The 13,355-nt window shown below is 69.8% G+C and carries 12 protein-coding genes; 6 read left to right on the forward strand and 6 right to left on the reverse strand.

Translation table 11 applies throughout. The features are described 5' to 3' along the window. The first annotated feature begins 2 nt into the window (after positions 1-2). The 6 genes from yidC to AC07F3_RS14300 all read left to right on the forward strand — a co-directional run bounded on the left by yidC (position 3) and on the right by AC07F3_RS14300 (position 6,038). Positions 3-1,292, forward strand: coding sequence for a membrane protein insertase YidC (yidC, locus tag AC07F3_RS14275; RefSeq protein ID WP_479113799.1), 1,290 nt, complete (start codon positions 3-5; stop codon positions 1,290-1,292). A gap of 14 nt (positions 1,293-1,306) precedes the next feature. After that, a complete protein-coding gene (locus AC07F3_RS14280; protein ID WP_114038658.1) occupies positions 1,307-1,819 on the forward strand; it encodes a Jag family protein in 513 nt (170 codons plus the stop codon). A 107-nt stretch (positions 1,820-1,926) separates the two neighbouring features. Beyond that, positions 1,927-2,652, forward strand: a complete 726-nt coding sequence (rsmG, locus tag AC07F3_RS14285) for a 16S rRNA (guanine(527)-N(7))-methyltransferase RsmG (protein WP_114038659.1) — start codon at positions 1,927-1,929, stop codon at positions 2,650-2,652. A gap of 292 nt (positions 2,653-2,944) precedes the next feature. Next, positions 2,945-4,021 (forward strand): ParA family protein, encoded by a 1,077-nt coding sequence (locus AC07F3_RS14290; RefSeq protein WP_479113802.1) that lies wholly within the window; start codon positions 2,945-2,947, stop codon positions 4,019-4,021. After that, positions 4,018-5,115, forward strand: a complete 1,098-nt coding sequence (locus tag AC07F3_RS14295; protein WP_479113804.1) for a ParB/RepB/Spo0J family partition protein — start codon at positions 4,018-4,020, stop codon at positions 5,113-5,115. The genes AC07F3_RS14290 and AC07F3_RS14295 overlap by 4 nt, the downstream gene beginning before the upstream one ends. Positions 5,116-5,420: 305 nt before the next feature. Next, a complete protein-coding gene (locus tag AC07F3_RS14300; protein WP_479113806.1) occupies positions 5,421-6,038 on the forward strand; it encodes a GNAT family N-acetyltransferase in 618 nt (205 codons plus the stop codon). A 78-nt stretch (positions 6,039-6,116) separates the two neighbouring features. Here AC07F3_RS14300 and trxA read toward each other — a convergent pair whose 3' ends face one another. The 6 genes from trxA to murJ form a co-directional block, all read right to left on the reverse strand. Beyond that, on the reverse strand, positions 6,117-6,452 hold the full coding sequence (trxA, locus tag AC07F3_RS14305) for a thioredoxin (RefSeq protein ID WP_388972311.1): 336 nt from the start codon (positions 6,450-6,452) through the stop codon (positions 6,117-6,119). A 48-nt stretch (positions 6,453-6,500) separates the two neighbouring features. Further along, entirely contained in the window at positions 6,501-7,460 is a 960-nt protein-coding gene (gene trxB, locus AC07F3_RS14310; protein WP_479113808.1) for a thioredoxin-disulfide reductase, read from the reverse strand. Positions 7,461-7,600: 140 nt separating this feature from the next. Then, entirely contained in the window at positions 7,601-8,563 is a 963-nt protein-coding gene (locus AC07F3_RS14315) for an anti-sigma factor family protein (RefSeq protein WP_479113810.1), read from the reverse strand. Next, positions 8,560-9,249, reverse strand: a complete 690-nt coding sequence (gene sigM, locus AC07F3_RS14320; RefSeq protein ID WP_479114047.1) for an RNA polymerase sigma factor SigM — start codon at positions 9,247-9,249, stop codon at positions 8,560-8,562. The genes AC07F3_RS14315 and sigM overlap by 4 nt, the downstream gene beginning before the upstream one ends. A 40-nt stretch (positions 9,250-9,289) precedes the next feature. Further along, on the reverse strand, positions 9,290-11,026 hold the full coding sequence (locus AC07F3_RS14325) for a protein kinase family protein (RefSeq protein ID WP_479113812.1): 1,737 nt from the start codon (positions 11,024-11,026) through the stop codon (positions 9,290-9,292). Between the two features lie 128 nt (positions 11,027-11,154). Beyond that, a complete protein-coding gene (gene murJ / locus AC07F3_RS14330) occupies positions 11,155-13,323 on the reverse strand; it encodes a murein biosynthesis integral membrane protein MurJ (RefSeq protein ID WP_479113814.1) in 2,169 nt (722 codons plus the stop codon). Positions 13,324-13,355 lie beyond the last annotated feature (32 nt).

Genomic DNA, 13,355 nt, shown 5'->3' on the forward strand with positions numbered 1-13,355 from the left:
TAGTGGACACGATTGCCAGTCTGTTCAGCTTCATCACCTGGCCTGTTTCCTGGGTCATCGTCCAGTTCCACAAGCTGTACGGCGCGATCTTCGGGCCGGACACGGGCTGGGCCTGGGGCCTTTCGATCGTGTCCCTCGTGGTGCTGATCCGTATCTGCCTGATCCCGCTCTTCGTGAAGCAGATCAAGTCGACCCGGAACATGCAGGCGCTCCAGCCGAAGATGAAGGCGATCCAGGAGCGCTACAAGAGCGACAAGCAGCGTCAGTCCGAAGAGATGATGAAGCTGTACAAGGAGACGGGCACCAACCCGCTCTCCTCGTGCCTTCCGATCCTCGCTCAGTCGCCGTTCTTCTTCGCGCTGTACCACGTGCTCGCGGGCATCGCCAACGGCAAGACCATCGGCGTCATCAACCAGCCGCTGCTGGAGAGCGCCCAGAAGGCCCACATCTTCGGCGCCCCGCTGGCCGCCAAGTTCATGGACAGCGCCTCCAAGGTCGAGGGCCTCGGCGCCTCGCTGACCGACGTCCGGGTCATCACCGCGATCATGATCGTGCTGATGTCCGCCTCGCAGTTCTTCACCCAGCGCCAGCTGATGACGAAGAACGTGGACCTCACGGTCAAGACGCCGTTCATGCAGCAGCAGAAGATGCTGATGTACGTCTTCCCCGTCATGTTCGCCGTGATGGGCATCAACTTCCCCGTCGGTGTCCTCGTCTACTGGCTGACCACCAACGTGTGGACCATGGGCCAGCAGATGTACGTCATCAACCAGAACCCGACGCCGGGTTCCAAGGCGCAGGCGCACTACCTGGACCGCCTGGTCAAGAGCGTCACGCAGCATGGTGAGGTGCAGGGCAAGCGGCGCCGCGCCGTCGTCCAGGCGATCGTGGCCAAGGGCCCGGACCGCAACGACATCGAGCGCAAGTTCATCACCGGGCTCGCCAAGCAGGGCTTCGCGGCCCAGGCCGACGGCACCGTGGTGAAGAGCGACGCTGCGGCCGCCGAGGCCGAGGGCGCGGCTCCCAGGCGCCAGCAGCCCAAGCGGCAGACGAAGGCGCAGCGGCAGGCCGGTGCGGCCCAGCAGGACGACGCGGCCGCGAAGACCTCGCTGGCGAAGGACTCCGAGGACGCCGCGGACGAGGTGTCCGAGGACAAGAAGCCGGAACCGCAGGACGCGAAGCCCAAGCAGGACGCCAAGCCGAAGCAGGGCAAGCCCACCGCCGGCCAGGCACGAGCCAAGTCGGGTCAGCGCAAGGGTCAGCAGCGGCCCAAGCACCCGTCCAAGAAGTAAGAAGGAGTCCATCCGTGACGGAAGGCACCACCTCCCCGGCCGCTGAGGGCGTCGACACCCTCTCCCGCCTGGAGCAGGAAGGGGAGATCGCCGCCGATTACCTCGAGGGCCTGCTCGACATCGCCGACCTCGACGGCGACATCGACATGGACGTCGAGGCGGACCGGGCCGCGGTCTCGATCATCAGTGACAGCAACAGCCGCGATCTTCAGAAGCTCGTCGGCCGGGACGGCGAGGTGCTGGAGGCGCTCCAGGAGCTCACGCGCCTCGCCGTGCACCGCGAGACCGGTGACCGCAGTCGGCTCATGCTGGACATCGGCGGCTACCGGGCCAAGAAGCGCACGGAGCTCGCCGAGCTGGGTGCCAAGGCGGCGGACGAAGTGAAGAGCACCGGTGCGCCGGTGAAGCTGGACCCGATGACGCCGTTCGAGCGCAAGGTCGTGCACGACGCCGTCGCGGCGGCGGGCCTGCGCAGCGAGTCGGAGGGCGAGGAGCCGCAGCGCTTCGTCGTCGTGCTGCCCGCCTGAGCGGTCAACGCATACTCGGCCCCGTCTGTTCGCAGGCGGGGCCGATCTTTGTCAGCCTGATAGTCAGCCACAGTGCGGTAACGCGTAGGTAGGGAAGGACGGTCCCCGTGACGGAGGCAGAGGCAGCAGCGGAGCTTCCCCCGGCGCCCGAAGAGGCGCGGGCGGTTTTCGGTGAGTTCTTCCCGGAGGCCGTGCGGTATGCGGAGCTGCTCGCGGATGCGGGGGTCAAGCGAGGTCTGATCGGGCCGCGTGAGGTGCCGCGTCTGTGGGAGCGGCACCTGCTCAACTGCGCGGTGCTCTCCGAGGTCGTGCCGGAGGGCGTGACGGTCTGCGACGTCGGCTCGGGGGCCGGACTGCCCGGTATTCCGCTGGCGCTGGTGCGCCCGGACCTGAAGATCACTCTCCTTGAGCCGCTGCTGCGGCGCACCAATTTCCTCCAGGAGGCCGTGGAGCTCCTGGGCCTCGACCACGTGACCGTGGTGCGTGGCCGTGCCGAGGAGATGCTGGGCAAGTTCGCGCCGGTCCACGTGGTGACGGCGCGCGCGGTGGCGCCGCTCGACCGGCTGGCCGGCTGGGGCGTTCCGCTGCTGCGTCCCTACGGCGAGATGCTGGCGCTCAAGGGCGACACGGCCGAGGAGGAGATCTTGGGCGCGCGCGCCGCACTGAGCAAGCTCGGCGTCGTGGAGACGACGGTGCTGCACGTGGGCGAGGGCGTGGTGGACCCGCTCTCCACCGTCGTACGGGTCGAGGTCGGCGAGAGCCCCGGCGGGGTGCGCTTCGCCGCGAAGCGCGCCAAGGCCGCCAGGACGAGCCGCACCCGGCGTCGCCGCTGAGCCCCTGCCCCACGCCGGGGCGTTCTGTGGACAAATGCTCCATAGAAGGCGGCATACGTACGCATTTCGGAGTGTCGTAACGGTCTCCAGGGAGCACGGATGCATCGTGTTTCACGTGAAACGTCGCTCACTGCTGCATGGAATCATCAGCCGCGGCCGTGCGGCTTCCTCGCCGCGCGACCGTAGGCCCTTCGCAGGGGGCCCAGAGTCCCCCGCAGGGGCCACGGAGTTGTCCACAGAGGTGGATTCGTCCACAGAAGACCGGGCCTCGCTGGTTCACTACCCCGAAGACATGGGAGGCTCTGTTTATTGCGAGCCTGAAGTCGAGGAGAGTGAATCCTTGCGGTCCGACGCCAACATCGCGGGACCGATGACCGATCCGGTCCCCGGTCCCCGAACCGAATCGGCGGGGGAGGATGTTTCACGTGAAACACCGCCCCCGATGGACGACACCCCCATCGGTCGTGCTGCCCAGCTGGCGGTGGAAGCTCTCGGCCGTGCCGGCGAGGGTCTGCCCCGGCCGGAGCAGACCCGAATCATGGTCGTTGCCAACCAGAAGGGCGGCGTGGGGAAGACCACCACCACGGTCAACCTCGCCGCTTCCCTCGCGCTGCACGGCGCACGGGTCCTGGTCGTCGACCTCGATCCGCAGGGCAATGCCTCGACGGCACTGGGTATCGACCACCATGCCGAAGTCCCTTCGATCTACGACGTCCTCGTCGAGAGCAGGCCGCTCTCTGAGGTGGTGCAGCCCGTCCCGGACGTCGAGGGCCTCTTCTGCGCCCCGGCTACGATCGATCTCGCCGGTGCGGAGATCGAGCTCGTGTCGCTGGTGGCCCGCGAGAGCCGGTTGCAGCGCGCCATCCAGGCGTACGAGCAGCCCCTGGACTACATCCTCATCGACTGCCCGCCGTCGCTGGGTCTCCTGACGGTCAACGCGCTGGTCGCGGGGGCCGAGGTCCTGATCCCGATCCAGTGCGAGTACTACGCCCTGGAGGGCCTGGGCCAGCTCCTGAGGAACGTCGATCTCGTCCGCGGCCACCTCAACCCGGCGCTGCATGTGTCGACGATCCTGCTCACCATGTACGACGGCAGGACGCGGCTCGCCTCGCAGGTGGCCGACGAGGTGCGCAGCCACTTCGGCAAGGAGGTGCTGCGGACGAGCATTCCGCGCTCGGTCCGCATCTCCGAGGCGCCGAGTTACGGGCAGACGGTCCTCACCTACGACCCGGGCTCCAGCGGCTCGCTCTCGTATCTCGAAGCTGCCCGCGAGATCGCCCTGCGCGGTGTCGGTGTGCAGTACGACCCCACGCACGCGCATGTGGTCAGCCAGAACAACCAGCACAGCATGTCGGAGGGCATCCAGTGAGTGAGCGACGCAGAGGATTGGGGCGTGGGCTCGGTGCGCTGATCCCGTCCGCCGCACAGGAGAAGCCGGGTTCCTCGGCCGGGACGGCTTCCACGTCCCCGTCGTCGGTACCGGTGCTGACCGCCGAGCGAGGGGTGGCGGCGGCGAAGGTGGCGACGCTGCCGACGGCTCCTGTTTCACGTGAAACGGTCCCGGCGCCCGAGCCGGAGGCGGCGCCGGAGCAGACCACCCCGACCGGCGCGTTCTTCGCCGAGCTGCCGCTCGACTCGATCACGCCGAACCCGCGGCAGCCCCGCGAGGTGTTCGACGAGGACGCGCTGTCCGAACTGGTCACCTCCATCAAGGAGGTTGGCCTCCTCCAGCCCGTCGTCGTCCGGCAGACCGGCCCCGAGCGCTACGAGCTCATCATGGGCGAGCGGCGCTGGAGGTCCTGCCGCGAGGCCGGACTCGACCGGATCCCCGCGATCGTCCGGGAGACGGACGACGAGAAGCTCCTGCTCGACGCCCTCCTGGAAAACCTCCACCGGGCCCAGCTGAACCCCCTGGAAGAGGCCGCCGCCTACGACCAGTTGCTCAGGGACTTCAAGTGCACCCATGACCAGCTGGCGGACCGCATCGGCCGCTCGCGGCCGCAGGTCTCCAACACGCTGCGTCTGCTGCGCCTTTCGCCCCCCGTGCAGCGCAGGGTCGCCGCCGGTGTCCTCTCGGCGGGGCACGCCCGGGCGCTTCTCTCGGTGGAGGACACCGCGGAGCAGGACCGGCTCGCTCACCGCATCGTGGCCGAGGGGCTCTCGGTGCGGGCGGTCGAGGAGATCGTCAGCCTGATGTCCTCGGAGCCCCAGTCCGCTCCCAAGGCCAAGGGGCCCAGGGCGGGGGCGCGGCTGTCACCCGCGTTGTCCGAGCTGGCGACGCGGCTCTCGGACCGCTTCGAGACGAGGGTGAAGGTCGACCTCGGTCAGAAGAAGGGAAAGATCGTCGTCGAGTTCGCCTCGATAGACGATCTGGAGAGGATTCTCGGCACCCTCGCCCCGGGCGAGGGACGAGTCCTGGAGAAGGGACTCGCTGAGGACGCCTCGGAGGACGGCGACAGCTGAGCGTGCTCAGTGCCGTGTGAGGGCGGGTCGATCCGGTTCATACCGGAACACGGCCCGCCCTTTGCTCATGGACGGTATCCCCCGCCGTGAGGGGCTGGATACGATGCGTTCTGGTATGGCACATCCACCTTGATCCATCCTCTAGGGAGGGCGGGGGCCATGCGAACGGTGAGCCGCACTCAACTGGTGACGGCGGGGCTCGGTCTCGGGGCGGTCGGCGGGTTCGTCGGCAGCCTGCTCCGGGAGTGGAGCGCGCTGTCGGCCGCGCAGGGTGCGGCAGGCGAGGGAAGTGAGGAACAGCCTCCATGGGGCGTCGGCTCGTACCGCTCACGCTGGACAACCTTCCGGACCTCCCCAAGCGCTGCCGCGGCTGTGTCTTCTGGGAACTCGACCCGGTCAGCGGAGAGGCCGCGGTAAAGGCGGGCAGGCCCGAACTGGAGAAAGAGGCCTGGATCTCGGGGGTGCTCCTGGAGTGGGGCTCCTGCGGCCGGGTCGTCTACGTCGACGACATCCCGGTCGGCTACGTGCTCTACGCGCCCCCGGCCTATGTGCCCCGCTCCACCGCCTTCCCCACCAGCCCGGTTGCCCCGGACGCCGTACAGCTGATGACCGGCTGGATCATGCCGGGCTATCAGGGCCAGGGGCTGGGGAGAGTGCTGGTCCAGACGGTCGCCAAGGATCTGCTGCGCCGCGGCTTCAAGGCCATCGAGGCGTTCGGGGACGCCCGTTGGCACGAGCCCGCGTGCGTCCTGCCGGCCGATCACCTGCTGGCCGTCGGCTTCAAGACGGTACGGCCCCACGCGCGGTATCCGCGGCTGCGTCTGGAACTGCGGACGACGCTGTCCTGGAAGGAAGACGTCGAGATGGCCCTCGACCGCCTGCTCGGCGCGGTCCAGAAAGAACCGGCCCTCAGGCCGCTGTAGCTGGGGGATGTCATGCGAAACGGGCCCGCCCCTCGGGGGACGGGCCCGTTTCACGTGAAACGACGAGCGCGCGGCGTCTTACTTCTCGGCGATGAAGACGTCGAGGTCACGCAGCAGCGCGGCCTTGGGCTTGGCGCCGACGATCGTCTTGGCGACCTCGCCGCCCTGGTAGACGTTGAGCGTCGGGATCGACATCACGCCGTACCGGGCGGCAGTCGACGGGTTCTCGTCGATGTTGAGCTTGACGATCTCGATCTGGTCGCCGTGCTCGGCGGCGATGGCCTCAAGCGACGGGGCGATCTGGCGGCACGGGCCGCACCACTCGGCCCAGAAGTCCACGAGGACGGGCTTGTCGCTCTTGAGGACGACCTCGTCGAAGTCGGCGTCGGTCACGTGCTTCAGGGTGCCGGCCACGGCAGTCTCCTAAGGGGTGTAGGGGGAGGGAAAGAAGCTGGAGGCGGGTCAGACGCCGGCGGCGGCCTTCTCGCTGTCGGCGAGCGCGGCCAGGAAACGCTCGGCGTCGAGGGCGGCGGAGCAGCCCGTACCGGCGGCGGTGATGGCCTGCCGGTAGGTGTGGTCGACGACGTCGCCGGCGCCGAAGACACCCGTCAGGTTGGTGCGGGTCGAGGGGGCGTCGACCTTCAGGTAGCCCTCGTCGTCCAGGTCGAGCTGACCCTTGAAGAGCTCGGTGCGCGGGTCGTGGCCCACGGCGATGAAGAGACCCGTGACCGGCAGCTCGGAAGTGGCGCCGGTCTTGGTGTTCCGCAGCGTCAGACCGGAGAGCTTCTGGTCACCGTGGATCTCGGCGACCTCGCTGTCCCAGGCGAACTTGATCTTCTCGTCGGAGAAGGCGCGCTCCTGCATCGCCTTGGAGGCGCGCAGGCTGTCCCGGCGGTGGACGATCGTGACCGACTTGGCGAAGCGCGAGAGGAAGGTCGCCTCCTCCATCGCGGTGTCACCGCCGCCGACCACGGCGATGTCCTGGTCCTTGAAGAAGAAGCCGTCACACGTGGCGCACCAGGAGACGCCGCGGCCGGACAGCTTGTCCTCGTTGGGCAGGCCCAGCTTGCGGTGCTGCGAGCCGGTGGTGACGATGACGGCCTTGGCGCGGTGGACGGTGCCCGCGGTGTCCGTAACGGTCTTGATGTCGCCGGTCAGGTCGACGGCGACGATGTCGTCCGGAACCAGCTCGGCGCCGAAGCGCTCGGCCTGGCCGCGCATGTTGTCCATGAGCTCCGGGCCCATGATGCCGTCCTGGAAGCCCGGGAAGTTCTCCACCTCGGTGGTGTTCATCAGCGCACCGCCGGCGGTGACGGCGCCCTCGAACACCAGCGGCTTCAGCGACGCACGTGCGGTGTACAGCGCGGCTGTGTATCCGGCCGGCCCCGAGCCAATGATGATCACGTTACGGACGTCGCTCACGGGTTTCTTCCTCGTCTCTGCGGACTGCCTACTGCCTGTCGGGGCCCCGGTCCAGGACTCTCACCCCACCCAACGGATCCTACGGGGGATGCATTCCCGAGCCGGACCGGCGGCGCGGAGACCTGGCTGGCCGCGAGACTTCAGCGACGCGGATAGGAGTGCGTCAGGAGCAGCTTCCCCGCGGCAGGGGAACCAGAGCTCTCGCAGGCCGCTTCGACGATGTAGGCGTCCACCTTCGCGGGATTCTCCTGGTCGGGCAGCACGACGAGATACACCTTGGCCCCGTTGTACGTGCCCTGTTCCGCTGCCAGCGGGGCTTGGCCGGGGTGACCGGTGCCCGTTTGGACGCAGGGCGGGACGCTGAAGGCGGAGCGCAGGCTGTCCGAGGAGCGCTCGTCGCTGGGCGCGTTCTTGGCTGACGGGGCGATCTTCGTGGAGGGGGCGGTCTCGGCGATGTGAGGTCCGGGCGGGGAGGCCAGCAGCGTGTGGACCCGTCCTTCGAGGGTGCCCGAGGAGTACACCATGCCGCCCGGGCTCGGGGTGGCGGACGCGGTGTGGTCGCCACGGGCGGTCGACGAGGATGGCGGGCTGTTCTGCGCGAAGAAGATTCCCGCGCCCACGGCAGCGGCGCCGAGCACCGCGCCGAGCACGGCAACGCGGCGGCGGCGTGCCCTGGCGGCGCGGCCGGGTCCCGTCGCGGCCCGGCTGTGCCCGGCGGGGCGGTCGGCGGCCGACAGACCGGATCCCGTGGCGACCGGCTCGGGCTCGGGGGCGGGTCCACCTGTCGAAGCAGGTGTTTCACGTGAAACATGCGCGGTTTCACGCCCGGTGTCGTCGTCGGGAGCCGTGGCGTTCAGCAGTGCTTCGGCGGCGAGTGCCGCATCGATGCGCCCCGCGACATCGGCAGGCATGCGCTGGGGGCCGGGCAGGGTGCCGAGCAGATCCCGGATCTCCTCCAGGGAGGCCCGTACGTCGGCGCAGAGGGCGCAGTCCTCCAGGTGGCGACGGACGTCCGCGGTGCGGGACGGCGGGAGAACGCCCTCGGTGAGTTCGGAGATCTCCGAGACGTCCGGGTGTTGTGTCGTTCCGGTCGTGGATGTCACGCGTGCCCACCTCCGCCCTTCACGGCAGCCGAATCGCTCGGTCCTGCGTCGTTTGTGCCCGTCGCAGGTGGGACGGATGTCCCCGGCGTCCGGTTCCTTCCCCCACCGGACTCCTCGCTATCCCCCGTGTCTGCGCGCAGATGAGTGAGCAGAGGCAACAGCCGTGCGCGTCCACGGGCGCAGCGGCTCTTCACCGTGCCGGTGGGAACGTCGAGCATGCGGGCGGCCTCCGCCACGGGGTAGCCCTGCATGTCGACGAGGACGAGCGCGGCCCGCTGATCCGGCGGGAGAGTGCCCAGCGCTTCGATGAGCTGGCGGTGGAGGTCCTGCCGCTCGGCCGGGGCCTCGGCGGACTCATGCGGCTCGATGAGCTGCTCCAGGCGCTCGGTGTCGTCGACCGGAGACGTCTTGCGGGAGGCGGCCTTGCGGGCCCGGTCGAGGCAGGCGTTCACCGTGATGCGGTGGAGCCAGGTGGTGACGGCCGACTGGCCACGGAAGGTGTGGGCGGCGCGGTAGGCCGAGACGAGGGCGTCCTGGACGGCGTCGGCGGCCTCCTCGCGATCGCCCAGCGTGCGCAGCGCCACCGCCCAGAGCCGGTCGCGGTGACGCCGCACGAGTTCACCGAAGGCATCGGGGTCGCCGTCGACGTGGCGGGCCAGCAGATCCTGATCGCCGAGGTCGCGCATTGTGGCCTCGTCCAACGGTGAGCCTCCCCCTGCCGTCCGGTCAGCCGGCGAACTTCACGTCGGTGATGGCCTGTTTGAAGCCCGGACCGCTGTAGTCGTCCTGGGGCGAGTCCGGCATCGCCGTCATCCAGAGCAGCACGTACCGCGTCTTGACCGGGGTGCTCGCCTTCATATCGGCCTTGGCGTCACTGGTCTTGACCGCGGCGATCTTCTTCATCGACTTGACCGAGGCCGACGGCGAAAGCGAGTCGGCCGCGTACAGCGTGATCGTGGTGTGATCGCCGCCGTAGCGCAACAGTATCGACGCGGTCGAGATGTCCTGGGGGGAGCCGAGGTCGTAGACGATCCCGACACCGGCCTTCACCGACGGCGCCAGGTCGGGGCCGTCTCTGAAGCTCCTAGTGCGCCAGTAGCTGTGTGGGTTGCCGTCGTAGGTGTTCCTCACGTCGGCGGGGTTCTGCGGTGACCCGTCGGGCGCGTACTCCTGCGCGTCCTGGATCTTGATCTGTACGGGAGCCTTCGGCTTGTCCCCGTCATTGCCGTGGTCCGTGGTCTGCGTGTTCCCGGTCTCGTTGGACCCGCCCTTGTCGCGGTGGAGCAGGGCGTCGGCAAGCTGCCAGCTGCCCAGGCCCAGCGCGGCGATCAGGAGCGCCGAGACGGCCCACTTGAGCGCCTTGCCGGTACGGCCCTGGAGCGCCGGGGGCGGGGGCGCCACGGTCTGGGTGACGGAGGGGCCGGGGCCGGCGGCCGGGCGGCCGTACGTCCCCTGCTGGTAGGTGGTGCGCTGGTACTCGGGCGGCGCAGTGAAGGCGGGCTCCGGCGGGCGGATGCGCGGCATCTCCCCGACGGCCTTGACCAACTCGTCCGGGGTGGTGCAGGGCGGCTCCTGGCGGGACGCGGTGGCCCCGTCGTTGACGAGGGCCCGCATGGCGAGTTCCGACAGGCCCCGGTGGACGCCCGCCCGTACCTGGTCGGGAGCGATCAGGCCGACGCCCTTGGGCAGCCCGTGCAGACCGTAGGCGTCGCTCTCGTACGGCCAGCGCTGGGTGAGCACGGCGTACAGCAGCGCGCCGATGGCCTCGGTGTCGGTGCGCTGCGGGGTGTCGGAGCTGATGCCGCGCAGCGCAGCGGCGACGGCGAGGCCCCGGATGCGGTACTGCCCCGTCGAGGTCCGCAGGACCGCGCTCGGGGTGAGCCTGAGGTGGGCCAGGCCCTCGCGGTGGGCGGCGGCCATGGCCTGGGAGACCTGCGTGACCATCTGGTACGCGTCGTGCGCCTCCAGCGGGCCGAGCGCCAGCAGGGCCGTGAGCTCGGTGGCGTCCGGCAGCCACTCGTGGACGACGTAGACGAGGTCGTTCTCCTCGACGGCGTCCAGGACCTGCACGAAGCGCGGGTCGCCGAGCAGCGCGGAGGAGCGGGCGGCGGCCAGGACGGAGCGGGCCCGGGGGTGGTCGGCGGGGAGCAGGTGGACGCCCACGGCCCGGCGGAGCTTCTCGTCGACCGCACGCCAGCTGCTGAAACCGTCCAGACGGGTGACGCACTCCTCGAGGCGGTAGCGTCTGGCCAGCTTGTGGCCGCTGTGCAGTTCGGGCGTCGCGATGGACGGCTCGGTGGCCTTGCGCTCGCCTCCGGCGCCGTTCGTGTTCTGCTCCGCCGTGTCTGCCGTGTCGATGGACTCCGTCACCCCGTCGGTCGTCGCCTGGTCCGCCTGGGCGGTCAGCGGGTTGTCGCCGCTGTTGTCGGCCACGTCGACGGCAGCCGTGCTACGTTCCGCCACCGTCGCTCCTGCCTCCCCATCCGTTGCGTGCTGTAGGCCAGCCATGCAAAGTCATGCCAATTGTGCCCACAGTCCGGCACTATGCACGACACGCGGTGGCCGGCGATGGTTGTGCGCGGGCTCCGGCCTCAGCGGCCGAGCCGCCCGCGAACCATGCCGACCATGGCGTTCAGCTCTTCGATGCGCATGCGCTTGGCCGCGACGAAGAAGACTCCGAGCAGGACGCCACCGCCGACGACCAGTGCCACGACCGATCCTCCGGCGCCCTCGCCCAGGAACTTCAGCAGACCGAAGCCCACCGCGCCACCGGCCACCGCGGCCGGCACGGCGGCCAGGCAGAGCCGGGCGTACGTACGAAGGACGTGCGGGCCGTCCAGGTCGCCACCCAGCCGGTTGCGCAGGCGCCGCCAGGCCACCCCGACGCCCACGGCGTAGGCCAGGCCGTACGCGGCGGCCATGCCCACGACCGCCCATCGGGCGGGCAGCACTACGTAGCAGGCGGCCGAGACCGCCGCGTTGACGGCGGCCACGATGACCGTGTTGTAGAAGGGCGTGCGGGTGTCCTCGTACGCGTAGAAGCCGCGCAGGACGACGTACTGCACGGAGTACGGGATCAGACCGAGGGCGAACGCCATCAGGATGAAGCCCATGGACTGGGCGGCCTGGACGCCGCTGGAGGCGTACAACAGGGTGCACATGGGGACGCCGAGCGCGAGGAACGCGAAGGCGACCGGCACGATCGCGACCGCCGAGTTCCGCAGCCCCTGCGAGATGTCGTCCCGGACGGCGCCGGGGTCGTTGTCGTGCGCGGCACGGGAGATGCGCGGCAGCAGCGCGGCCATGACCGAGACGGTGATGATGGCCTGCGGCATGCCCCAGATCAGCTGGGCGTTCGAGTAGGCGAGGAAGCCGGCGCCGGAGCGCCCCGATTCCTTGCCCGCGGCCGTGGCGAGCCGGGTGACGACGATGACTCCGGCCTGGTTGGCGAGGACGAACATGACGGTCCACTTGGCGAGCTTGACCGTCTTGCCGAGCCCGTGGCCCTTCCAGTCGAAGCGCGGCCGGAAGCGGAAGCCGGTCTCCCTGAGGTAGGGAAGCATCGCCAGGGCCTGCACGACCAGGCCGAGCAGGGTGCCGATGCCGAGCAGCCGGACGCCCTCGTGCGGGATCGTCTGGACGCCCATGTGGGACTCGGCAGAGGTGCCGTAGACCCAGATGAACAGGCCGAACGTGCAGATCATCACGATGTTGTTGAGGACCGGGGTCCACATCATCGCGCCGAACTTGCCGCGGGCGTTGAGGATCTGGCCCATCACCACGTGCACGCCCATGAAGAAGATCGTGGGCAGGCAGTAGCGGGCGAACGTGACGGCGACGCTGTTGGCGGCGGCGTCGTTGCCGATCGTCGGCGACATCAGCTGGATCAGCAGCGGGGCGCCGAGTACGGCGAGGGTGACGATGGTGCCGAGCGCCACCATGACCAGCGTGAGGAGACGGTTGGCGTAGGCCTCGCCGCCGTCCTCGTCGTCCTTCATGGAGCGCACCAGCTGGGGCACGAACACGGAGTTCAGGCCGCCGCCGACGGTGAGGATGTAGATCATCGTCGGCAGGGTCAGCGCGATGGTGAACGTGTCACCGAGCAGGGCGGCACCGAGCGCGGCGGTGATCACCAGGCTGCGTACGAAGCCGGTGAGCCGGGACACCAGGGTGCCCGCGGCCATCACGGCGCTGGACTTCATCAGGCTGGAGGCGCGCCCGGCCGGCTTCGGGGCAGGCGCGGGGGCCGGTTCCGGCGCGGCGAGCGCCGGGGGCTGGCCCGCCTGCTGCTGGTCCCGGTAGAGGTGGGCGAACGCGTCCTGCTCGGGCAGTTCCTCACTCGCCTGGGTGACCAGGTCGTCGACGCCCACGAACTGCGTCGTGCGCGCGTCGTCGCCGTACGGCAGGTGACGCGAGGGCCCCTCGGGCTCGGGTGGCGGGGTCTGCGCCCAGATCCGCGGGTCGGGTGCGTACTGCTGCGCGGCGGGCTGCTGGTAGAGCGGCGGCTGCTCGGCGTAGGTGCCCGGGGGCGGCGGGGGGTGCGCGGCGCGGTCGTACAGCGCCTCCGTCACCGGGTCCTGGGCGGACAGGTCCTGCGACCGGTACGGGTCGTAGGCGTAGGCCTCCTGGACGTACGGGTCAGGCGCGGCCTGCGGCGGCGGGACCTGCCCGGGCTGGGCGGGTGCCGGGGGCATGCCACCGGAGGGCGCGGCACCACTGCCAGCGCCCTGCCCACGGTCACCGTCGTACGGCGCGTTCATGGTGTACCCCACCTCATCGTCCCCGGCCGACC

It is taken from the genome of Streptomyces sp. NPDC045846 (assembly GCF_056431605.1).

Bases quoted from the DNA above. Each gene is read 5' to 3' on its own strand.
- AC07F3_RS14290 (WP_479113802.1), top strand. From the start codon at position 2,945: ATGGGAGGCTCTGTTTATTGCGAGCCTGAAGTCGAGGAGAGTGAATCC.
- AC07F3_RS14300 (WP_479113806.1), top strand. From the start codon at position 5,421: ATGGGGCGTCGGCTCGTACCGCTCACGCTGGACAACCTTCCGGACCTC.
- sigM (WP_479114047.1), bottom strand. From the start codon at position 9,249: ATGCGCGACCTCGGCGATCAGGATCTGCTGGCCCGCCACGTCGACGGC.
- murJ (WP_479113814.1), bottom strand. From the start codon at position 13,323: ATGAACGCGCCGTACGACGGTGACCGTGGGCAGGGCGCTGGCAGTGGT.